Raw genomic sequence first — 21892 nt, forward strand, 5'->3', positions numbered from 1 at the left:
TCAGGCGGGAGGGCTTCGTGCCCCTCGGCTGGTTCGCGCCGGGCCAGAATGACCGCGTGCCGCAGGGCACCGCCTTCATGATCCTGATCGGCAATGCCGGGCCGGAGATGTTCCGCCGCTTCTCTCGCGAGCGGACGCCGGCGCTCGCCACCCTCGATGCCTGGACCAAGGCCACCGTCGATGTCCTCGCCGAGGACCTCTCGGCCACGGCGATCTATCCCTTCGACACGCCGCCTGCGCCCTTCCTCACCTGGGCGCGGGCCGCCAATGCCGGGCACACTTCGCCGCTCGGCCTCAACATCCATCCCACTTACGGGCTCTGGCATGCCTACCGGGCTGCCCTGCTCTTTCCGGTGGCGTTCGACCTGCCGCGCCTCTCGGCGGGCGCGCATCCGTGTGAAAGCTGTCTGGAGAAGCCCTGCCTTTCCTCCTGCCCGGTCGGGGCCTTCGACGGCACGGGCTACGACTACAAGACTTGCGGCCGTCATGTGCTCTCCGAGGCGGGCCAGGATTGCATGACAGGCGGCTGCCTTGCGCGGCTTGCCTGCCCCGTGGGCAGAGGCTACGCCTACGCCCCGGCACAGATGCAATTCCACATGAGGGCCTTTGCCGAGGCCCGCAAGAAAGACACCTGATGGGTTACGACCTCATTCGCGCCAAGCTCGCCCGCGGCGAAACGATCATCCTCGACGGCGGCACCGGCACCGACATCCAGCGCCGCGGTGCGGCCATGAGCGGCGACACCTGGTGCGCCGATGCCAACCTCACGAGCCCCGACATCGTTCGCGACGTGCACAGGGACTACGTGGCCTGCGGTGCCGACATCATCACGGCCAATACCTTCGCCACGAGCCCGCTGCTCTTCAGCCACATCGGGCGCGCGGCGGACGTGAACCGCATCGATGCCATCGCCGTGAAGCTGGCGCAGGAGGCGGCTGCCGGAACCAAGGTCTGCGTGGCGGGTTCCATGTCCACCATGCGGCCGATGCAGACGGGTTCCGACCGCAACAATCTCGCCCATGAATGGAGCGAGGCGGATGCCCGCGCCCTTTTCCGGATGAAGGCGAACGGCCTCAAGGCCGCCGGCGTCGATCTCATCATGATGGAGATGATGCGCGACACCGACTACGCCGTCTGGGCGAGCGAAGCGGCCCTCGAGACGGGTCTTCCCGTGTGGATCGGCATGTCGGCGGAGAAATCGGAAGCCGGCGGCCTGCAGGGCTGGGGCCGGGCCGACTGCCGGTTCAACGACATTGCGGCGAAGCTGGCCGCCCTCAAGCCCGACGCTATGAGCATCATGCACACCTCGCCCAACGACACGGGCGAAGCGATCCGCGTCCTGCGCCAATACTGGTCCGGCCCCATCGCCACCTATCCCGAATGCGGCTACTTCCGCTCGCCCGACTGGGAATTCGTGGATGTGATCCCGCCCGCGGAACTCGTCAGCCAGTCGCGGCATTGGCATGAACTCGGGGCCACCATCTTCGGCGGGTGCTGCGGTATTGGCCCCGACCATATCGCGAAACTGAACCAGGAGATGCGGGGATGATCACCGGATCGTGCCTTTGCGGCGGCGTTGCCTTCGAGATCAGCGGGCCCCTGCGTCCCGTCATCGCCTGCCACTGCAGCCAGTGCCGCAAGCAGTCCGGCCACTACGCCGCCTTCACCTCCTGCCAGAACGCCGACCTCACGTTCACCAGCGAGTCCACCCTCGCCTGGTACCGGGCCAGCGCCAGCGCCGGGCGCGGCTTCTGCAAGGCCTGCGGTTCGCTGCTGTTCTGGAAGGCGGATGGCCGCGACAGCACCTCGGTTGCGGCGGGCTCCCTCAACGGCAAGACCGGGCTTGTCACCGAGGGTCACATCTACTGCGCCGACAAGGGCGACTACTACGCCATCTGCGATGGCGAATATCACCTCGCCCAGTGGTGAGGATCAGGCGCGCTTCGCCATCTCGCTTGCCAGATCACCGTAGCCGGTGAAGCGGTACTCGTATCCGAGGCCGAGCTTCTGGGCGGCGGCCTTCGCCTTGGCCTCCAGCCCCGCATCCTTGGTCTGCGCGAGATAGACGATCTTCGTGTAGTTGCCGAAATAGGCCGACAGCAGCTCCGGGTGGCGGTCGAGGCCCAGCCCCTGCCAGACCAGTTTTTCAAAGTGGCGCGCCAGATAGTCCGTGAGGAAGAACACCGTCACATCGTCATCAGCGGTTTCCAGGAACTTCGCGTTGCCGGTGAAGAATGAATAGCAGTGCGGGCCCTCGATCCGCTCCACGCCCTCCTCCGCCAGCATGGTGTCGATGAGGCCGCCCGTGCCGCAGTCGCCATAGAGCACGTAGAGGCTTTCATAGTGTTCGCGGTTGGCGCGGATCTTCTCGCGGAGCGCTGGCACGATGAGCTCCGGCGTGTTGTGCCACTTGGCCGGCAGGCACTGGATGTCGAAGGCGGTCCAGCGGTTGGCCTCCACCAGATCGACGATCTCGCGGCCCAGAGCCCCGCAGGCGAGCAGCAGCACCCGCCCCTCGCCCGAGGTGCGTTCCAGCCCCTCCGAGGGGGCAAGGTCCAGTGGTGCCCGTTCCGCCATGCCGAAGCGCTCCTGTGCCGGCCCGTTTGTTAGCAGTCATTTAACCACGAAAGCGGCCCGCGCCAAATTCGGCAGCGACATTTCAAATCTTAAATAACGCCTTCAGCAGTCATTAAAGCCCACCTGCCTAGTCTGGGGCATATTCACGAAGCAACCGGCATCCGCTGACGGCCTTTCGTGGATAGGTGCAGTCAGTAGTTTAGTTGGAGAAAACACATGAAGAAGTTTTTCAAGGATGAATCCGGTGCAACCGCCATCGAATACGGCCTGATCGCCGCTGCCATGGGCCTCGCCCTTGTCACCGTCATGCCGACCCTGGCTTCCGCGATCACGGGCTCGTTCTCGTCCATCGCCGGCCACATTTCGTCTGGCACGTAATAGAATTCGGCGGGGTGGCAAGAGCCGCTCCGCTTCATTCCAAACGAAAGGCGCTCCTTCGGGGGCGCCTTTTGCGTTTCGGGGCCAGCCGCACGCCGGGCCGCCGTTAAGCCTTTCTTCAGCACATCCGCACAGCAGCGCGAGAACGCGCGATTTGGATAAAATGCGATTCATTGTGTTGCCATGTCCTTAGGCGTCCAACCCGTAGGCTCTGATCCAGCAACACGGGCCATCCGCAAAAGCTGTTGGCAGATCGTGGGCGTCAAAGAGAGTTATCGGAGTTACACAATGATCAAGTTCTTCAAGGACGAATCCGGCGCGACCGCTATCGAATACGGCCTCATCGCCGCTGCCATGGGCCTCGCCCTTGTCACCGTCATGCCGACCCTGGCCTCCGCGATCACGGGCTCGTTCTCGTCGCTCGCCGGCCACATCTCGTCCGGTACGTAATCGCTTTCGTGTGTGGGCGGCCGGCGACGCCGCTTCACTCCAACAGAAAGGCGCTCCCCCGGGGCGCCTTTTTGCTGTTTGCCGGCAAGGCGCCCGCCCCCCGGCGGCATTAACCCGCTATTCACCACAACTTCCATCCTGTCCGCAAATTCATGAACTGGGTTTAATGCGGAGCCCCGAATTCAGCCCTCGTTAAAAACTGCAAGGTAGTGTGTGTGCATATTCACGAGGCGACCAGCATTCCGCTGACGGCATGTCGTGAATAGGTGCAGTCAGTAATACAGTTGGAGTATTCACATGAAGAAGTTTTTCAAGGACGAATCCGGCGCGACCGCCATTGAGTACGGCCTCATCGCCGCTGCCATGGGCCTCGCTCTCGTGACCGTCATGCCGACCCTGGCTTCCGCGATCACGGGCTCGTTCTCGTCCATCGCCGGCCACATCTCGTCTGGCACGTAATAGAATTCGGCGGGGTGGCAAGAGCCGCTCCGCTTCATTCCAAACGAAAAGCGCCGCTTCTCTCGCGGCGCTTTTTGCGTTTCAGGCGGACGTAGTTTCTCAGCCGAGCTGGTTGTGCTTGCGCGCCATGAAGCTCTTGGCGGTTTCCACGGCCACGGCCGCGTCGCGGCAATAGGCGTCGGCGCCGATCGCCTTGGCGAAGTCCTCGTTCAGCGGCGCGCCGCCCACCAGAACGGTGTAGTCGTCGCGGATGCCCTTTTCCTTCATCGTGTCGATCACGACCTTCATGTAGGGCATGGTCGTGGTCAGCAGCGCCGACATGCCGAGGATGTCCGGCTGGTGGGTTTCGATGGCTTCCAGATACTTCTCGACCGGGTTGTTGATGCCGAGGTCGACGACTTCGAAGCCCGCACCTTCCATCATCATGCCGACGAGGTTCTTGCCGATGTCGTGAATGTCGCCTTTCACCGTGCCGATCACCATCTTGCCGAGGCGCGGTGCGCCGGTGGCGATGAGCAGCGGACGAAGGATGGCCATGCCGGCCTTCATGGAGTTGGCGGCCAGGAGCACTTCCGGCACGAAGAGGATGCCGTCGCGGAAATCGACGCCGACGATGCGCATGCCTTCGACCAGGGCTTCGGTCAGAACCTTGTAGGGGGCCCAGCCGCGACCGAGCAGAATGTGGACGGCGGCTTCGACCTCTTCCTTGAGGCCGTCATAGAGATCGTCGTGGACCTGCTGGACAAGTTCCTCGTCATTGAGGGTGTTCAGGTCAAGATCACCAGCATCGCTCATCGGGCGCTCCACATCTGCGTTGTAATCGCGAGAATATCGGCTTGTTTTGAGGGCCGCAGTCACGACACGACCTCCACTTGCCGGAAAGCGACGGAGGTGGCAAGGGCTGTTCTCCTCACCTGCCTGATGAGTCCTTCAAGAGTACCCCCTCGAGAGTCCCATGACCGCCCCTTTCCCCATCGACGCCGTCCGCAGCCAGTTCCCCGCCCTTGCCCTGACCGACGGGGGCCGTCCCCGCGCCTACCTTGACAACCCCGCCGGGACCCAGGTGCCGCAGCGCGTCATCGACCGCACCCTCGAGGCGCTGGTCCGCAAGAACGCCAATCTGGGCGGCTATTTCCGCACCACCGTGGATGCCGATGCGCTGGTCCATGAGGCCCACGTGGCGGTCGCTGATCTGTACGGCGCCGCCTCGCCCGACGAGATCGTCTTCGGCCAGAACATGACCACGCTGACGCTCCACATGTCGCGCTGCCTCGGGCGGCAATTCAAGACGGGCGACGAGATCGTCCTCTCGCGCATGGACCACGATGCCAATGTCGCCCCCTGGCTGCTGCTGGCCGAGGACAAGGGCCTCACCGTGCGCTGGATGGATTTCGATCCCGACACCTTCGAGTTCCCCGACGATGCCCTGAGCAAGGTGCTGTCGCCGCGCACCCGCCTGCTCGCCATGGGCTATGCCTCCAACTGCACCGGCACCATCAACGACGTGACGCGCTTCTGCGCCGAGGCCCGGGCGGCAGGCGTGATCAGCTACATCGATGCGGTGCAGTTCGCGCCCCATGGCCTCATCGACGTCGCAGCCGTCGGTTGCGACTTCCTCGTCTCCTCCGCCTACAAGTGGTTCGGGCCGCACATGGGCATTCTCTGGGGCCGCACCGAGCGGCTGAAGGAGACTTTCGGCTACAAGGTCCGCCCGGTGGGTGAAGACCTGCCGCACAAGTTCGAGACCGGAACACTGTCGCACGAGGGCATGGCAGGCTGCCTGGGGGCGGTCGAATATCTCGCCTCGCTCGGCACCGGAGACAACCGCCGCCAGCAGCTCGTGACGGCCTGGAAGAGCATGGAAGCTTATGAGCAGTCGCTCACGCAGCAGCTCATCGACGGCATCAGCGGCATCAAGGGCCTGAAGGTGCGCGGCATCGCCTCGGCCAACGCCGTGCACCGCCGCGTGCCCACCGTGTCATTCACCGTCGAGGGCGTGCAGCCCGTCACACTCGCCAAGCATTTCGCGGGCGAGAACATGTTCGTCTGGTCCGGCCACAACTATGCTCTCGAGCCCGTGAACCGCATGGGCCTCATGGACAAGGGCGGCGTGCTGCGGGTGGGCCTCGCCCACTACAACACGCCAGACGAAGTGAGCCGCTTCATTTCATCTCTCAAGGCAACACTGAGCTGAGGACACACACCATGGCCTTCAAAATCGCCGTTGTCGGCATCGGCAAGATCGCACGCGATCAGCACATTCCCTGCATCCTCAAGAACAAGAAGTTCAAGCTCGCCGCGGGCGTCAGCCGTCACGGCACCATCGAGGACGTGCCCTGCTTCCGCTCCATCGCCGAATTGCAGAAGAGCAAGCTGGCGATCGACGCCGTGGCGCTCTGCACGCCGCCATCGGTGCGCCTTGCCATGGCGCGGGAATGCCTCGATGCGGGTTGGCACGTGCTGATCGAAAAGCCGCCGACGCCCACCGTGGGCGAGCTTCTCTCGATGGAAGCCTATGCCAGGAAGAAGCGCCGCGTGCTCTATGCCACGTGGCACTCGCGCTACAACGCCTCCGTCGACGAGGCGAAGAAGCGCCTCAAGGGCAAGACGGTGAACTTCCTCCGCGTGAACTGGAAGGAAGACGTGAACAAGTGGCATCCCGGCCAGCAGTGGATTTGGGAGCCGGGCGGCTTCGGCGTACTCGATCCCGGCATCAACGCCATCTCCATCGTCACCAAGATTTTGCCGGAACCCATCTTCGTGGAGGAGGCAACGATCGAGGTGCCGTCCAATTCGGCCACACCGATTGCCGCCGAGATCCGCTTCAAGCGCGGTGACGGCCTCTCTGCCGATCTCTCGGCCAGCATGGACTGGCGCCAGACCTCAGGCGAGACCTGGGAGATCGAAGTGGGCACCACCGACGGCCTGAAGCTGCACCTCAGCAAGGGCGGCTCGGTGCTGGCGGTGAACGGCAAGACCGTGCGCGAGGCTGAGCTTCACGAGTACGAGGACATCTACGCCAAGTTCGCCCGCCTGCTGAAGGCGAAGAAGAGCGATGTGGATGCCTCGCCGCTGCAGCTCATTTCCGATTGCTTCATGCTGGGCAAGCCGGTGGTGGTGAAGGCCTTCGAGTGGAGCGCCCGCTAGACGAGTGCCTTGGCGCGGGCCAGCGTGTCCGCCGGTCCGCCGCCTGCATCGATGTGATGCCAGTCCACCTCGCCGGTGCCCCGGAGCATCTGCTTTTCCACGATGGCGATATCGGCGTCCGAGGCATCGTTGTGACGCTGCGCCACCCGCGCCTTCATCTGGGCGGGCTTCGCCTCCAGCCAGAGGCCCGTAAAGGCCACGCCCGTATCGCGCGCCACCTGCTCCGCTGCCCGGCGTTCCTCGGGCTTTGAGAAGACTGCATCGAGAATGACGGCGTGGCCCGCCTTCAGCGCGGTGGAGGCGCGGGCAAAGGCTGCCTCGTATACATGCTGCGAGGCCTGCGGCGTGTAGCTGTCGAAGGGCAGCTTCTCGGTTTCGGCCACGCCCGCCATCACCTTCCGCTCCACGTCGCTCCGCACCAGCACTGCACCCGGAATGGAGCCCACTATTGGCGCAAGCGCATCGGCAAGCGTGGATTTTCCCGTGCCGGACAATCCGCCGATGCAGATGAGCCGCGGCGGCGTTGGCCGCAATTCGGCGAGCGCATTCCGCAGGTAACTGCGGGCTTCGTCGCGCGCCTTCGCTTGGCCTCCGCTTTCAGCGGTGTGCATGCGGTCCGCCGTCACCAGTGCACGTACTCCAGCGCGAATGGCGAGGAAGAGCGGCAGGGCTGCGAGTCCTGAGAAGTCCTCCTCGGCGCGGCGCATGTTGAGATAATGGTTGAACAGGCGGTTGGCCCCCTGCCCCTGCCCGCGATGCACAAGGTCCATCAGCAGGAAGGCGAGATCATAGAGCACATCGATGGTGGCGATTTCCTCGCTGAATTCGATGCAGTCGAAGAGCAGCGGCCGTTCGCCGATCACCACGATGTTGCCGGAATGAAGGTCGCCATGGCAGCGCCGCACAAGCCCCTTGCCGCTCCGCGCATCGAGCAGCGGCGCAAGCCGGGCGAGATGGGCCATGGCCTCGCTGGCAAAACGCTCGGCATCACACCGCTCGAAGACATCCGGCGAGGCCGCAAAGGTCTGGCTCAGCTGGTTGACGAGGCCGCGCATGATGCCCGCACCCGCCACATCGCGGCGCGGTGCTGCCCGGTGGGAGTCCGCCACCGCGCGAGCAAGCGCCCGCGACAGGTCTGCCGGCATCGGGCCACGCTTCAGTCGTTCGGCCAGCAGATCATCGCCGCGGAAGCGCCGCATGACGAGAACGGGCTCATCCAGCACATGAGCGACGTGCAGATAGATGTCCGGCGCAAAAATGCGGTTCGTCTCCAGTTCGCGCGCCAGCACGGCCTCGCGCTTCTCCACGCTCGAGAAATCGAGATAGGGATACTTCACCGCCTTCTTGATCTTGTAGGCCCGCTCGCCCACCAGAAAGACGTGTGCCGCATGCGTCTCCACATGCTCCACGCGCGCGCCCGGAGCGCCCCAGGTGCTGCCGTCAAGGAAGGCCCGATTCAGCATCTTTCAAGCATGCGCCACGATCATGGCGGCGCATTGACCGGCATCAATCAGCCGAAGCCAGCAACGCGCACTATTTCAGGAGCTGCTCCAGCATCTGCCCGGGGCGGTTGAGGAAGGCGCGCGTCACCTGGTAGTGCTCTGTGTCCTCATAGGCCACGCGCTCCAGCCCGCGGCTGCTGATCTGGTAGATCAGGGCATCCGGGTAGGCCATGAGGATGGGCGAGTGCGTGGCAATGATGAATTGCGAGTCCTGGGCAATCAGGTCGTGCATCCGCACCAGCATCGTAAGCTGCCGCGAAGGCGAAAGTGCTGCTTCAGGCTCGTCCAGGATGTAGAGGCCGTGTCCACCGAAGCGGTGTTCCAGCAGGTCGAAAAAGGATTCGCCGTGGGAGCGTGTGTGCAGCGAAACACCGCCATAGCTGTCCTTGATGGGCGGACCGGCGCCCGGTTCCTCATCCAGCCGGTCAATGGTTGTGATCACGTTGAAGAAGCTTTCGGCCCGCAGGAAGAAGCCGTCGCGCGCCCGCTTCGTGCCTCTCGTCAGGCGCAGGTTCGAATGAAGTGACGAATGCGCCTCCGCCGTGCGGAAGTTGAAATTCTTCGTGCCGCCTTCGGGATTGAAGCCCCAGGCAATGGCCAAGGCCTCCACCAGCGTTGATTTTCCGGCGCCGTTTTCACCCACGAAGAAGGTGACCTTGGGATGAAAGACAATCTCTTCCAGCCCTCTCAGCACAGGGAGTGAATAGGGATAGCTCTCCCTGTTCTCGACCCTGTCCCACAGAACCGAGGCCTTCAGCAGATAGTGCCGGGCCTCGAAGCTTTTCATCAGCCGCGGCGGCGTTCGCGGCGGGCCGCGCCATCGGCTGCCTTGTCCACGCCCTTGGCGAGTTCCGAGACCGGGCCGAGCTTGGTTTCGATCAGCTCGAACGTCGGCCGCGGTCCGCGGCTGTAACCTTCCAGCGCCTTCCGCATGGAGGCGAGATGTTCCGGGCTCGTGCCGCAGCAGCCGCCGATGATCTTGGCACCGGCATCAAGCGCGATGCGGGCATAGTCCGCCATCAGTTCGGGTGTGCCGGTGTAGTGGATCTTGCCATCGACATATTGCGGGATGCCGCAATTGCCCTTGGCCACCACGGCGGCATCGGGGCGCGCCTCGGTGATGCCCATGACGGTTGCCACGAGTTCGGATGCGCCGACGCCGCAGTTGGCGCCGATGGCGCAGGGCTGGTGCGGCAGTGCTGCGGTGATGGCGCCGAAGGCCTTGGGCGTGATCCCCATCATGGTGCGCCCGTTGGTATCGAAGCTCATGGTGGTGACGATGGGAAGGCCCGCCTGCGCTGCCCCTTCGACAGCCGCACGCAGTTCTTCCTCCGACGACATGGTCTCGATCCACAGCACGTCGACGCCGCCATCCTTCAAGGCCATGGCCTGTTCGGCAAAGGCGGCAACGCCTTCCTCATAGGGCATCATGCCGACCGGCATGAAGATTTCGCCGGTGGGGCCGATCGAGCCGCCGACATAGACGTCCCTGCCCGCGGCGTCCGCTTCGGCGCGGGCATTCTTCGCGGCGGCGACATTCACCTCGTGCACCTTGTCCTGCGCGTTGTGCAGCTTCAGGCGGTGGCGGTTGCCACCAAAGGAGTTGGTGAGAACGATGTCGGCACCTGCCTCGATGAAGCGGCGGTGCAGCTCGCGCACCCGCTCGGGGTGCTCGAAGTTCCACATCTCGGGCGCATCACCCGAGACAAGGCCCATCTGGAAATAGTTCGTCCCCGTGGCGCCATCGGCCAGAAGCCAGGGGCGCGTGGCCAGAGCTTCGGTGAAGGAGACTTTCGGCATGGGTTCGACCTCTCAATTCCATATAAAGATTTCTTTATATAGATCACTTTGCTGCCTGCCAAGCCTCATATGCGTGTGGGCCGATGAGCAGGTACATGCGCTCGTTGACCTCCACCCGGCTTGGCGTCTCGCCGGATTTCTTCAGGATTTTCAGCGTGGATAGCAGCGCTTCCGCATCCGCCTTGGCAAGTTCCGGCGCGGTGTGCTGGCCCTTCGCATCCGGCATGCCGTGGGCGCCGAAGATGCGCGACTTGGGCCCAAGCCGCGTCAGCAGGCTTTCACAGACCCGCTCGTAGTCGGCGAGGTTCGAGCCGGGCACCTGGGCATAGAGCGCGCCCAGATACAGGAAGTCGGCGGCGAGCAGCACGTCCGCCTCCTTGTCCCACAAGGCCACGTGATCCGGCGAATGGCCGGGCGTGTGGATCACCTCCAGCCGCCGTCCGCCGAGATCGATCACATGACCGGGCGGCAGCCACTGGCTCACGCGGAAGGGCGTCCACTTCATCCCCTCGTAGTGGCCGAGGAAGAGATTGCCGGGTTCCTGCAGCATCCCGTCCTGCTCGAAGGCGCGCAACAGCGGCAGGTCCGCCACCGCGACGTCAAAGAAGCGGGTGATGTTGCCGGTGTGATCGAAATGCATGTGTGAGGGCATGGCGGTCAGGGGCAGCGGCGTCAGCGCCTTCACCACCTGCAGGATGTCGCGCACGCCGGGGCCCGTGTCGAAGAGCAGCGCCCGCTCGTTCCCCAGCACAAGATAGTTCCAGTTGATCTGGTGGAAGCGCGGTTCGCCAATGGCATGGATGCCCCGCGCCACTTCGCGCAGGGCAAACCAGTCGTCGAACCAGCGCACGCCATCCGCCAGCATGTTGGGCATGTTGTCACCTCGCCTTTGCCGGCAACTCTATGCCAGCGCGGACGAGGCGGCCACCCTCAACTTTGCTTTTCTACTTCGGCAGGTCGAGCGAGATGCGCATGGTGGAGATGGCCTTGCGGCGCTCCACCTTCACATGAACGGCCTCGGAGGGAATGCTGATGTGACGCTTGATCGCCGCCAGCACGTCCTCCTTGATGAGGCCCAGGAGATTGGACTGCCCGTTCGCGCCCCGCTCGTGCGAGAGCAGCACTTGCAGGCGTTCGCGCGCCACGGGGGCGGTCGAAGGCTCCGGCTCGCGCGGCTTCCACCATCGGTTCAGAAAATTCATGCAGCCCTCCCGCCGAAGATCCGGGAGATGAGGTTGTAGCGTTCGAGCGGAACATTCATGGCCAGCTGCTCACCGAGGAGACGGCGCGCGGCATCGGAATAGGCCCGCGCCGGCGCCGACATCGGCTTGGCGACGGTGACCGGCTGGCCGATGTTGGAGGCGCGCAGCACCTGCTCGCTCTCGGGGATGACGCCGAGGAGCGGCACCAGCAGGATTTCCAGCACGTCGTCGATCTTCAGCATGTCGCCGCGACCGGCGCGGTTCTGGTCATAGCGGGTGATCAGCAGGTGCTTCTCCACCTTGCCACCCTTCTCCGCCTTCTCGGTCTTGGAATCGAGAAGCCCGATGATGCGGTCGGAATCGCGCACCGAGGAGACTTCCGGATTGGTGACGATCACCGCTTCATCTGCATAGCGCATGGCGAGAATGGCGCCGCGCTCGATGCCGGCGGGGCTGTCGCAGATGATGAAATCGAACTGCGCCTTCAGCTCCTTCATCAGGCGGCCGAGGCCCTTCTCGTTCAGCGAATCCTTGTCGCGGGTCTGCGAGGCGGGCAGCAGCCAGAGGTTCTCGAGACGCTTGTCGCGGATGAGCGCCTGATGCAGCTTGGCCTGGTTCTGCGTGACGTTGATGAGGTCATAGACCACGCGGCGCTCGGCGCCCATGATCAGGTCGAGGTTGCGCAGGCCGACATCGAAGTCCACCACCACGACAGACTTGCCGTTCATGGCCAGCGCCGACCCCAGGGCTGCGGTTGTTGTTGTTTTGCCCACGCCACCCTTGCCTGACGTGACGACTATGACTTTCGACATGTTACCTACTCCTGATGATGATCAATGAAAGACTTCGATGTTGAGGACGTCGCGGTCGAGCCGTGCCTGCACCTGCGCACCGCGCAGGGCCGGATCGAAGTCGTCTGCGGTCTTGTAGAGGCCGTCGATCACCAGCAACTCGGCATCGAACCGGTTGCAGAAGATGCGGGCCTTGGCATTGCCGTTGGTGCCGGCAAAGGCGCGTCCGCGCAGCGTGCCGTAGATGTGGATGGAGCCGCCGGCGGCGATCTCGGCGCCGGAGGCAACCGAGCCGATCACCGTCACGTCCCCTTGCGGGAAGATGAGGGACTGGCCGGAGCGCAAGGGCTCCTCGACGAGGAGGCTCGCTGCGGGCTTGTTGAGGTCCGGCTTCTCGGCAAGCGAGAAGCGCGCCTGGCGCGGCGGCGGCTTGCCGTCGGCATCCTTCGGATTGAAGACGCCGATGGGCATGGGCGTTCCCGGCAGCGGCGCCAGCCGCGGCGACACCCAGTCGGCATTCACCCCTTCGACGGCAACGAGGCGGAGGCCCCGTGACTCGACGGCGGCGATAACATGCTGCGTCTCCGCCATGGTGGGCGAGAGCGCGGCAAGATCGAGGATGACCGGACGGTTCGAGAAGAACGACGCCTGATGCAGCAGGCGCGCATCAAGTTCAGCAAGCCATTCATTGAATGGCGGTTCGGGTGCGAGCACGAAGGCCAGATATGAGCGGCCCAGGAGACGCAACGACATACGGGACGTGGACATGACTGACACGACTGAAAAACCCTTCTACGCAACGCACCCCAGCAGGCAGGATGTGAAGGGATCATGGTTAACAGCTGGTTAACAGGACGTGCCGGATTGAGGCAGGTTTGTGTCGAACTCTAGGCCTTATCAAGACCGTAGTAGAGGTTCACCACGTGGGTCGCTTCGGCGAAGAAGAGCCAGCGTTCGACCGCCGCGGCGAAGAGCGCGGCAGCCGCTGCGATGAAGGAAAGCCACGGCGTCACCGCCCAGGCGAGCAGCGAAATGATCACCGCAACGGCGAGTGCAATCACCACCATGTTGCGCAGCTTCTCCGCGTGCTTCCGCGCCACCACGTAGCCCATCTCCTTCTGGATGAAGTTCACGTTGGTGTGCGGAACCTCCCACTGGCGCACATCACCCTTGAGGCCCGTGGCATCGCCCATAGTGAAACGCGGAATAGCGTTGTCGATCGACCGCCAGTAGAGGCTCTTCAGCACGCCCACGATGATGAGGGCGACGATGGTGAAGATCACCTGGAAGCCCTGGAAGCGGCCGAAGATGGTGGCCACCGCCATCAGCACCACCGAACCCGTGGCAAGGCCGAAGAGGAGGTAGACGGGCACCGTGAGGCCGTTGTGCCACTGCGGAATGGTTTTCAGCGAGGCGTAGATCTTGCCGGTGCAGAGCACGGTGATGAAGCTCATCACCACGCAGGCGAGGCCGAGCGGCGTGATCCACTCCGGCTTCTCGATCAGCCCGCTCCACACGAGTCCGAAAGCGAGCGCCACCGGGTAGGCGACGATTGCCGCAACACCCTCGCGCGAGAGCCAGGAGGAGCGCCACTGCGATAGCGCCCGCCACGCCCGCTCGGGATGGCCGAGATGGAAGGTGGACGAGAGCAGGCCCACGGTGATGAGCGCCAGCGCCAGCAGCATCGACGTCACACCGAAAGCGATGGACGAGGCCTGGCCGTGGTTGACACCCACGAGTCCCAGCAAGGCGAGAAGGCCGTAGCCCGCGCCTGAGGCAGTCGTGAACAGGATCACCGAATAGGCGGGATTCATTCCGGCATCACCCTTCCAGCCTGTCGGACAGGTCGGTTTCGTTGGCGCGGGCCGAGGCCTTGGCACTGGTCATCAGCCTGTCGGCCCAGGCGAAGAGCTTTTCCAGCGCCGAGCCATCGGACTTGGGCAGAGGTTCCGCGAAGGTCTGTTGATCGCGGCGGGCGCGCGGCGGCAGATACTTGTTGGTGGGCTTGTAGCCCATCTCGGGCAGCAGGTCGTAGCCGCCGCGATCGGCAACCAGCTTCGAGACATCGGACGCAGGATCGCCGAGATCGCCGAAGCTGCGGGCACCTGTGGGGCAAGCCTTCACGCAGGCCGGCAGGCGGTCTTCCTCGGCGAAGTTCTCGTTGTAGATGCGGTCGACGCAGAGCGTACACTTCTTCATCACGCCGGTGGGATAGTCGTATTCACGCGCGCCATAGGGGCAGGCCCAGGAACAGAGCTTGCAGCCGATGCAGGTCTCGGGATTCACCAGCACGATGCCGTCTTCGGCGCGTTTGTAGGAGGCACCCGTGGGGCAGACGGTGACGCAGGCCGGGGTCTCGCAATGCAGGCACGAGCGCGGGAAATGCACGATGCGGGATTCCTGCTGCCCCTGCTCCTTCACCTCGTAGCCGTGGATGCGGTTCAGCCATGTGCCCATGGGCTCGGCGCTCCGTGGCTTGTCGTCGGAGAGCGGGGCGGAGACGCCTTGCGTGTTCCACTCCTTGCATGACGTTGCGCAGGCCTGACAGCCCACGCAGATGTCGAGATCGATGACGAGGCCGAGCTTCTTCTGCGTGCTGGCGGGAAGCGATGTCATGCCTTCACCCCCACGTTCTTGAGGCTCGGGAACTGCGGCGCGCTCTCGGCCGACTGGTCCGCCGCCTTCTCGACGCGCACGCGGAGATCATACCACGCCGCCTGCCCCGTCACGGGGTCGCTGTTGGAATAGCGGTAGCCGCCTTCACGTTCCGGAAGCAGATCGCTGATCAAGTGATTGAGCAGGAATCCCTTTTTGGATTCGGGCGCATCCTTGGCGAGGCCCCATGTGCCGCTCCGCTTGCCGATGGCGTTCCACGTCCACACCGTGTCTTCGTTCTGTCCGTCCATGAGCTTCGCCTGGCACTTGATCTGGCCGTGATGGGACGTGACCGTCACCCAATCACCATCCGCGATGTTGAGTTTCGCGGCGCGCTTGCGGTGGATGTAGAGCCAGTTGCGGCCGAGGATTTGCCGGAGCCAGGAATTCTGCGATCCCCAGGCGTGATACATCGCCATCGGTCGCTGCGTGATCGCGTGCATGGGGAATGCCTCACCGCTCACCTGCTCACCCTCGAAGGGCGCATACCAGAAGGGAATGGGATCGAAGTAGGTCTCGATGCGCTGGCGGTGCTCGGGCGGCGGCGTCACCTGCCCGAAGCCGCGGGCCGCAAGGCGGAAGCGCTGCAGCGGCTCCGAGTAAAGCTGGTGGATGATGGGCTCGGGCTTGGCGAGGAAGCCCATGAAGGTGGCCCAGTCGAGATAGTCCCAGTTCACGTGCTTGTAGTACTTGGCGCGGTCCGGAATTTCCTGGAACCAATGGCAGCCGTTTTCGATGTACTGCTCGAGCTGCTTCGGGTTCACCGGCCCCCTGCCCGACATGCGCCCCTCATGCCCGCGGAACCCGGCGAGAGGCCCGAGGCCCGGCGCACGCTCGTGGTTCACGAGGTAGTCGGGGTAGCCGCCGGGATAGCGCGGCGTGCCGTCCTGCTTCACCATGGCGGGAAGGCCAAGCCGCGCGCCGAGATCAAGCAGCACATCCTGGAAGGGCCGCACGTCACGATCCGGCGCCACGACAGGCTGGCGGATCGAATCCGCCGGGCCATCGGGCTCCGACACCGGACGGTCGAGCAGCGAGATGCAGTCCCAGCGCTCGAGGTAAGTGGTGTCCGGCAGGATGAGGTCGGCGTAGTGCACCATCTCGGAGGCATAGGCATCGGAATAGATGATGTGCGGGATCACGTACTCGCCGTCGTCGCGCACCGCCGTCAGCGCCTTCAGCGTGTCGGGCACGTTCATGGCCGAGTTCCAGCTCATGTTGGCCATGTACATGAAGAGCACGTCGACGGAGTAAGGGTCGCCCTTCGCGGCATTGTTGATGACCATGTGCATCATGCCGTGGGCGGCGATGGGGGCATCCCAGGAATAGGCCTTGTCGATCCGCTGCGGCGTGCCGAATTCATCGACCAGCAGATCGTCTGGCGAGGTCACGAATCCAAGCGGCGGCCCCGGCAGCGGTGTCAGCGGCTTCACCTGCCCAGGCTTTCCGGCGGGCTTCACGCCGGGCGGAATGGGCTTGGGGAACGGCGGCTTGTAGCGCGTGCCGCCCGGGCAATCGATGGTGCCCAGCATGATCTGCAGGAGATGGATGGTGCGGCAGGTGTGGAAGCCGTTGGAATGGGCGGAGATGCCGCGCATGGCATGGAAGGACACGGGCCGTCCGCGTGTCTTCTCGTACTGTCGGCCGAGATAGTCCGTCCACGGAATATCAAGCTCGATCGTCTGCTCGAAGGCGGTGTGGGCGAGCTCGCCGGCGATGCGGCGGATGGTGCTGGCGGGAACGCCGCAGGCCGCCGCCACCGTTTCCGGCGCATAGTCCTTGCTGAGGAAGCGCTCGGCGATGAGGGTGAAGCTCGTCACCACCTTGCGCCCATCCTCAAGCGTGAAGCGGCCCATCAGCGGAGGATTGATGCCGTAGGTGCCGGCCACCTTGGTGCCTTCGGTCTGCGGATCGTAGACGAGCGGCGTGCCCGCGGCATTGCGCAGGATCAGGCCATCGTCGGCGCCGCCCGGATTCTCGATCACCAGCCACGGCGCATTGGTGAAGCGCAGCAGATATTCACCGTCGATCTTCTGCAGCTCCATCAGCACGTGGATGAGCGCGCCGGCAAACAATCCGTCGGTGCCGGGGCGGATGCCGATCCATTCATCGGCAATCGCCGAGTAGCCCGTCTTCACGGGATTGATCGAGACGATCTTGGCGCCGCGCGCCTTGAGCTTGCCCAGCCCCATCTTGATCGGGTTCGAGGCGTGGTCCTCGGCCACGCCGAAGAGCATGAAGTACTTCGAGTGCTGCCAGTCCGGCTCGCCGAATTCCCAGAAGCTGCCGCCATAGGTGTAGAGACCCGCCGCCGCCATGTTGACCGAGCAGAAGCCGCCATGGGCGGCATAGTTGGGCGTGCCGAACTGCGAGGCCCACCAACCAGTCAAGGCCTGCGACTGGTCGCGGCCCGTAAAGAAGGCGAGACGCCGGGGATCCTTGCCACGCACTTCCGAGAGCCACAGCGTGGCGGTGCGGAGCGCTTCTTCCCATTCGATCTCGCGAAATTCGCCGGAGCCGCGCGGACCCACGCGGATCAGCGGCTTCGAGAGTCGCGACGGCGAGGTGTGCTGCATGATGCCGGAGGCGCCCTTGCCGCAGATCACGCCCTTGTTCACGGGATGGTCGCGGTTGCCTTCAATGTATTTGACCGTGCCATCCTTCAGATACACCTTGATGCCGCAACGGCAGGCGCACATGTAGCAGGTAGTCGTCTTGATCTCGTCCCAGGTCTTGATCTGGGTGTCGACGGCAGGCTCAGTCATTTGTGTCCCGTATCAGCGCCGGGTCATCATATGCGAATTTCGCTGATGTGCCAGAACGCCGCGTACTGGATTTATGGGGCAAATTGGCCCTATCATAGGGCCAGTATGATCCAACCACGGAACCCACCGACGTGCGCGACTGGCTTATCCATCTGAAGCGGACCGAATTCTCCAGCCTGCAGGCGCAGATACGGGAAGCGCTTGTCTCGGCGATCTTGGACCGAAAACTGGACCAATCGGAACCCATTCCCTCCACCCGCAAGATGGCGAAGTCGCTGGGCGTGTCGCGTAACACCGTGGTTCTGGCCTACCAGGGGCTGCTGGACGACGGTTATCTCGTCGCCCGCGAGCGCTCCGGCTATTACGTCGCCGACAAGGCGCTGGAAGACACCGCCACAACGGTGCGCAGCGTCGGCACGCGGGCCGCCCGGAGCGGCGCCGCGGCGGATGTCTCCCGCCAGTTCAAGACCCGCCCCTCCGAACAGGAAAACCAGTCGAAGCCGCTGAACTGGCAGGACTACACCTACCCCTTCATCTACGGACAGGTGGACCACACGCTCTTCCCGCTGGCGGAATGGCGGGAGTGCACCCGCCAAGCGCTGGGCAAGAAGTGGCTGGGCGCATGGACCAACGATTCGTGGGAGCATGACGACCCGCTGCTGGTGGAGCAGAATCCGCCGCCGCATCCTGCCGCGCCGCGGCATCATGGCGAGCGACGACGAAATCCTCATCACGCTGGGCGCGCAGAACGCCCTCTTCCTGCTGGCGAGCCTGCTCGTTGACCGCAGCAGTAAGGTGGGCATGGAAGAGCCGGGCTATACCGATGCCCGCAACATGTTCCGCCTGCGCACCGACAACGTGAAGCTCCTCCCCGTGGACGAGCAAGGTCTGGTGGTCAATGCGGCGCTCGATGATCTCGATCTCGTCTTCACCACGCCCAGCCACCAGTTCCCGACCACGGTGACTATGCCGCTGGAGCGCCGCCTTGCGCTTCTGAAGAAGGCACAGGAACAAAACTTCCTCATCATCGAGGACGACTACGAGTTCGAAACCAACTACGTGAACGAGCCCTGCCCGGCGTTGAAGTCGCTCGATGACGATGGCCGCGTCATCTATGTGGGCTCGCTCTCGAAGACTCTCTTCCCGGGCCTGCGCCTCGGCTTCATGGTGGGGCCCAAAGAGTTGATCGCCGAGGCCCGCGCGCTCCGCCGCCTGATGGTGCGCCATGCGCCCAACAACAACCAGCGCGCCGCCGCCCTCTTCCTCTCGCTCGGCCATCACGACACGCTCATCCGCCGCCTGCACAAGTCCTACCGCGCCCGCTGGGAGATCATGGGGAAAGCGCTTGCCGACCACCTGCCCAATGCCTCGCGCAATCCCTCCTTCGGTGGCACCGCCTATTGGGTGAAGGGTCCGCCGCGGCTCGACAGCGAGGTGCTGTACAAGGCGGCCCTCGCCAAGAGCATCTTCATCGAACCGGGGCGCATCACTTTCGGCGGCGCCAAGCCACCACTCAATTTCTTCCGCCTGGCCTTCTCGTCCATCGACGAGAAGAAGATCGAACCCGGCATCAAGCTCCTCGCTGACACCATCCGGTCGCTCGGCTGAGTCATGGGCGACGGCACGGTCCTCCAGAGCCGCGCACGGGCCGCGCTCTTCGTCGTGGGCTCGGTGGGCCTTGCGTCCATGCAGGACGCGATCATGAAGGGTGTGAGCGGCAGCCTGCCCGCCTATGAGGCGGTGATCTTCCGCACCATCTCGTCCCTGCCGCTGCTCTTTACCTGGCTCCTCATCACCAGCAGCCCGGCCAATCTTTTTCCGCCGCGCCTGCTCCCCATGCTGGTGCTGCGCTCCTTCATTCTGTGCACGGCCTATTTCGGATTCGTTCTGTCGATCGCGACGCTGCCGCTGGCCACCTCGGTCTCGATCTATTTCACCATGCCCTTCTTCGTAGCGGCGCTTGCCGGATGGGCGTTGGGGGAGCGCGTGCCGCGGTACCGCTGGATTGCCATCATCATCGGCTTCGGTGGCGTCATGCTGATGGTGAGGCCGGGTTCGGAGGCGTTCCAGCCCGCCGCCCTCTATGCGCTCTGGTCGGCCGTGGGTTACGCCATCGGGCAGATGATCGGGCGGCACCTGTCGCTCCGCGTCGAGCCGGTGGTGATCGCCAACTGGCAGAACCTCACGTACTTCAGCGTGGCACTTCTTATCGGTCTGATCGGCCCGCATTTCGCCAGCGCCTCCATCACAGACAAGTCGCTGCTCTTCCTGCTGCGGCCCTGGGTGTGGCCGGACACGCACCAGTTGATCCTTCTCATCCTCATGGGGATGCTGAGCGCGCTTGCCTCGGCGGGTTTCATCTTTGCCTACAGGACGGCGGAAGCAAACTTCGTCGCTCCGTTCGAGTACACCGCATTGCTCTGGGCGATCTGCAACGGAATCGTGTTTTTCGGTGATTTTCCAGATTCTTCCACGTGGTCCGGGGCCGTCATCGTCATCGGCGCCGGCATCTGGATGTTGTGGAAGGATCGAAGCAACCGGCCTGCGGGCAGCATCTGAGCGAAGCTGTTGCCGGTGTGTCACACGGTCCCCGGCACAAACGTTGAACCCTTCAATTCCTTTTGCATGGCACGGCCAAACTCGGGTAAGTTCCCCGCCGGGCAAATTGTTTCTGGGCAGACGTCAGATGAACAAAAGAGCTGTATTTCTCTCGGTCATTTCTGCAGCAGGTATTGCTTGGGGAAGTTCCGCAGCGCGGGCAGCTGACGCATTCGTTCAGGATGACAACACCATCCGTTTCATGTTCGAAAGCCAGAGCAGCTACGTGTTTCTGAAGGGCAATGCCGTCGATTCGCCAGAAGATGATTTCTATTCCACCACGGCGGGCGTAGCCCGGCTCAATTTCGACATGGGCAACGGTTTCAACCTCCAGGGCGATGCCTTCGGAGAATACGCCTGGCTCAATAGCGGCGCAGATGCCTCCTACCTGTCCACCCTCGGCGGTGGCCTGCACGCCTACATGAGGGGCGATACCGGCGCTTTGGGCCTCTACGGCGCCCTTGCAGACGTTGGAATCGAGAAGACTGGCGGAGGCAAGACGCACACCTTCGGCGTTGAAGGGCAGTGGTACGCCGGTGACGCGACGCTGGGTGCACAGGCCGGTTTCCTCGACAGCGATCACAATGATGACGACATGATCCGCGACGCTTTCTACGTGCGTGGGCTTGCGCGTTACTACTTCGCAGAGAACACCCTTGTGCAAGCGGAGGCGGCATACCTCCATGGCGAGATGGATGGCGACAATGACGGCATCGACATCCTGTCGGTGGGAGCTCGCCTCCAGCATGAACTGGATTTCTTCCCGGGTGACTTTGATTGGCCCGGCAAGATTTACATTGCCTATAGGGGGGATTTTGCCGACCAGGACAATGAAAACGATCATGTGAACAGCCACACGATCTTGTTCGGCACGACGTGGACCTTCGGTCACAGTCTTCGTGACAACGAGCGCAATGGCGCGGCCATGGATCTCCCTGCCTTTACACGCTGGCAGGGCATCTCGGCTGGCCCGCTCGAATAAGCCTCACTCCACCGGCACGCCGCCGCCCGCCTTCACAGTGCGGAGCGCAAGCGACGACTGGATGCGCTGCAATCCCGGAAGCCGCGCCAGCCTCGTGCGGTGGATGCGCTCGTAATCCTCGGCATCGCGCGCGACGACCCGGAGCAGATAGTCGAACTGTCCGCTCATCAGGTGGCACTCGAGGATTTCCGGAACCCGCGCCACCGCCTTCTCGAACTTCTCGAAGGCCTCTTCTGTCTGGGCGGCAAGCGACACCTCCACGAAGAACTCGTTGGCAAGGCCCAGCCGCTTGCGGTCAAGCTGCGCGCCGTAGCCGAGGATCAGCCCCGCCTCCTCCATCGCCTTGATGCGGCGGTGGCAGGTGGAGGGCGAGAGACCCGCCTTCCCGGCAATTTCGCTCAGCGGCATCTGGGCGCTGGACTGCAGGGTTTTCAGGATGATTTTGTCTGATTTATCCAATTCATGGTATTTCATGCCGCTATCGTAGCATAATTCGGAATATTTTTCCAGTCAGTGCGGCTCCGCACCATTCCTTCGGGAAAACATTGCGAGGGCTCTCGCGTATTCTCCGGCCTTCAAAAGACGG

25 protein-coding genes are annotated in these 21892 nt (G+C 63.6%); 12 read left to right on the plus strand and 13 right to left on the minus strand.

The genetic code is table 11. The features are described 5' to 3' along the window. The first annotated feature begins 17 nt into the window (after positions 1–17). From QM801_RS10685 to QM801_RS10695, 3 genes are read left to right on the plus strand one after another with little or no spacing between them, the layout of a single operon-like run. Entirely contained in the window at positions 18–635 is a 618-nt protein-coding gene (locus QM801_RS10685) for a hypothetical protein (protein ID WP_415019190.1), read from the plus strand. Further along, positions 635–1549, plus strand: coding sequence for a homocysteine S-methyltransferase family protein (locus tag QM801_RS10690; protein ID WP_415019191.1), 915 nt, complete (start codon positions 635–637; stop codon positions 1547–1549). The genes QM801_RS10685 and QM801_RS10690 overlap by 1 nt, the downstream gene beginning before the upstream one ends. Next, complete coding sequence (locus QM801_RS10695; protein WP_415019192.1) at positions 1546–1929, plus strand: GFA family protein; 384 nt, start codon at positions 1546–1548, stop codon at positions 1927–1929. Before QM801_RS10690 ends, QM801_RS10695 begins: the two co-directional genes overlap by 4 nt. 3 nt (positions 1930–1932) lie before the next feature. Here QM801_RS10695 and QM801_RS10700 read toward each other — a convergent pair whose 3' ends face one another. After that, positions 1933–2577 (minus strand): DUF1638 domain-containing protein, encoded by a 645-nt coding sequence (locus tag QM801_RS10700; protein ID WP_415019193.1) that lies wholly within the window; start codon positions 2575–2577, stop codon positions 1933–1935. A gap of 216 nt (positions 2578–2793) precedes the next feature. On the opposite strand from QM801_RS10700, the gene QM801_RS10705 reads away from it, so the two are divergent. The 3 genes from QM801_RS10705 to QM801_RS10715 all read left to right on the plus strand — a co-directional run bounded on the left by QM801_RS10705 (position 2794) and on the right by QM801_RS10715 (position 3864). Further along, positions 2794–2955, plus strand: a complete 162-nt coding sequence (locus QM801_RS10705) for a Flp family type IVb pilin (RefSeq protein WP_415019194.1) — start codon at positions 2794–2796, stop codon at positions 2953–2955. 288 nt (positions 2956–3243) lie between these two features. Continuing rightward, entirely contained in the window at positions 3244–3405 is a 162-nt protein-coding gene (locus tag QM801_RS10710; RefSeq protein ID WP_415019195.1) for a Flp family type IVb pilin, read from the plus strand. 297 nt (positions 3406–3702) lie between these two features. Next, positions 3703–3864: a Flp family type IVb pilin gene (locus QM801_RS10715; RefSeq protein WP_415019194.1), complete on the plus strand. Its 162-nt coding sequence runs from the start codon at positions 3703–3705 to the stop codon at positions 3862–3864. Positions 3865–3963: 99 nt separating this feature from the next. Here QM801_RS10715 and QM801_RS10720 read toward each other — a convergent pair whose 3' ends face one another. Then, positions 3964–4659, minus strand: coding sequence for a corrinoid protein (locus QM801_RS10720; protein WP_415019196.1), 696 nt, complete (start codon positions 4657–4659; stop codon positions 3964–3966). Positions 4660–4819: 160 nt separating this feature from the next. Here QM801_RS10720 and QM801_RS10725 point away from each other — a divergent pair, with 160 nt between their 5' ends. Next, positions 4820–6058, plus strand: a complete 1239-nt coding sequence (locus QM801_RS10725) for a cysteine desulfurase-like protein (protein WP_415019197.1) — start codon at positions 4820–4822, stop codon at positions 6056–6058. Between the two features lie 11 nt (positions 6059–6069). Then, positions 6070–7011 carry a Gfo/Idh/MocA family protein gene (locus QM801_RS10730; protein WP_415019198.1) on the plus strand — a complete coding sequence of 314 codons (942 nt, stop codon included), beginning with the start codon at positions 6070–6072 and terminating at the stop codon, positions 7009–7011. Here QM801_RS10730 and QM801_RS10735 read toward each other — a convergent pair. From QM801_RS10735 to QM801_RS10780, 10 genes are all read right to left on the minus strand, one after another. After that, positions 7008–8474 carry an AAA family ATPase gene (locus QM801_RS10735; RefSeq protein ID WP_415019199.1) on the minus strand — a complete coding sequence of 489 codons (1467 nt, stop codon included), beginning with the start codon at positions 8472–8474 and terminating at the stop codon, positions 7008–7010. The two genes, QM801_RS10730 and QM801_RS10735, sit on opposite strands and share 4 nt — an antisense overlap. A gap of 70 nt (positions 8475–8544) precedes the next feature. Beyond that, a complete protein-coding gene (locus tag QM801_RS10740; RefSeq protein ID WP_415019200.1) occupies positions 8545–9300 on the minus strand; it encodes an AAA family ATPase in 756 nt (251 codons plus the stop codon). Next, positions 9300–10313, minus strand: coding sequence for a betaine--homocysteine S-methyltransferase (gene bmt, locus QM801_RS10745; RefSeq protein WP_415019201.1), 1014 nt, complete (start codon positions 10311–10313; stop codon positions 9300–9302). The genes QM801_RS10740 and bmt overlap by 1 nt, the downstream gene beginning before the upstream one ends. A gap of 43 nt (positions 10314–10356) precedes the next feature. Next, positions 10357–11187, minus strand: a complete 831-nt coding sequence (locus tag QM801_RS10750) for an MBL fold metallo-hydrolase (protein WP_415019202.1) — start codon at positions 11185–11187, stop codon at positions 10357–10359. 70 nt (positions 11188–11257) lie between these two features. Next, positions 11258–11515 carry a cell division topological specificity factor MinE gene (gene minE / locus QM801_RS10755; protein ID WP_415019203.1) on the minus strand — a complete coding sequence of 86 codons (258 nt, stop codon included), beginning with the start codon at positions 11513–11515 and terminating at the stop codon, positions 11258–11260. Next, positions 11512–12327 carry a septum site-determining protein MinD gene (gene minD, locus QM801_RS10760; protein WP_415019204.1) on the minus strand — a complete coding sequence of 272 codons (816 nt, stop codon included), beginning with the start codon at positions 12325–12327 and terminating at the stop codon, positions 11512–11514. Before minD ends, minE begins: the two co-directional genes overlap by 4 nt. A gap of 21 nt (positions 12328–12348) precedes the next feature. Continuing rightward, positions 12349–13074, minus strand: a complete 726-nt coding sequence (gene minC, locus QM801_RS10765) for a septum site-determining protein MinC (protein WP_415019205.1) — start codon at positions 13072–13074, stop codon at positions 12349–12351. 119 nt (positions 13075–13193) lie between these two features. Further along, positions 13194–14120 (minus strand): dimethyl sulfoxide reductase anchor subunit family protein, encoded by a 927-nt coding sequence (locus QM801_RS10770; protein ID WP_415019206.1) that lies wholly within the window; start codon positions 14118–14120, stop codon positions 13194–13196. Positions 14121–14127: 7 nt separating this feature from the next. After that, the gene (locus QM801_RS10775) at positions 14128–14922 is read right to left on the minus strand and encodes a 4Fe-4S dicluster domain-containing protein (protein WP_415019207.1); all 795 of its coding nucleotides are present in this window, start codon (positions 14920–14922) and stop codon (positions 14128–14130) included. Further along, the gene (locus tag QM801_RS10780) at positions 14919–17726 is read right to left on the minus strand and encodes a molybdopterin oxidoreductase family protein (protein WP_415019208.1); all 2808 of its coding nucleotides are present in this window, start codon (positions 17724–17726) and stop codon (positions 14919–14921) included. The genes QM801_RS10775 and QM801_RS10780 overlap by 4 nt, the downstream gene beginning before the upstream one ends. A 131-nt stretch (positions 17727–17857) precedes the next feature. Between QM801_RS10780 and QM801_RS10785 the strand changes: the two genes are divergently transcribed. From QM801_RS10785 to QM801_RS10800, 4 genes are all read left to right on the plus strand, one after another. Next, positions 17858–18508, plus strand: a complete 651-nt coding sequence (locus QM801_RS10785; protein WP_415019209.1) for a GntR family transcriptional regulator — start codon at positions 17858–17860, stop codon at positions 18506–18508. Then, a complete protein-coding gene (locus tag QM801_RS10790; RefSeq protein WP_415020916.1) occupies positions 18432–19334 on the plus strand; it encodes a PLP-dependent aminotransferase family protein in 903 nt (300 codons plus the stop codon). Before QM801_RS10785 ends, QM801_RS10790 begins: the two co-directional genes overlap by 77 nt. 3 nt (positions 19335–19337) lie before the next feature. After that, complete coding sequence (locus tag QM801_RS10795; protein ID WP_415019210.1) at positions 19338–20285, plus strand: DMT family transporter; 948 nt, start codon at positions 19338–19340, stop codon at positions 20283–20285. A gap of 127 nt (positions 20286–20412) precedes the next feature. Continuing rightward, entirely contained in the window at positions 20413–21306 is an 894-nt protein-coding gene (locus QM801_RS10800; protein ID WP_415019211.1) for a hypothetical protein, read from the plus strand. 3 nt (positions 21307–21309) lie between these two features. On the opposite strand, the gene QM801_RS10805 is transcribed toward QM801_RS10800, so the two are convergent. Continuing rightward, complete coding sequence (locus QM801_RS10805) at positions 21310–21765, minus strand: Lrp/AsnC family transcriptional regulator (protein ID WP_415019212.1); 456 nt, start codon at positions 21763–21765, stop codon at positions 21310–21312. Positions 21766–21892: the final 127 nt, after the last annotated feature.

The sequence above is a fragment of the Aestuariivirga sp. genome (genome assembly GCF_047600585.1).
In the GTDB taxonomy this organism is placed as follows: domain Bacteria; phylum Pseudomonadota; class Alphaproteobacteria; order Rhizobiales; family Aestuariivirgaceae; genus Aestuariivirga.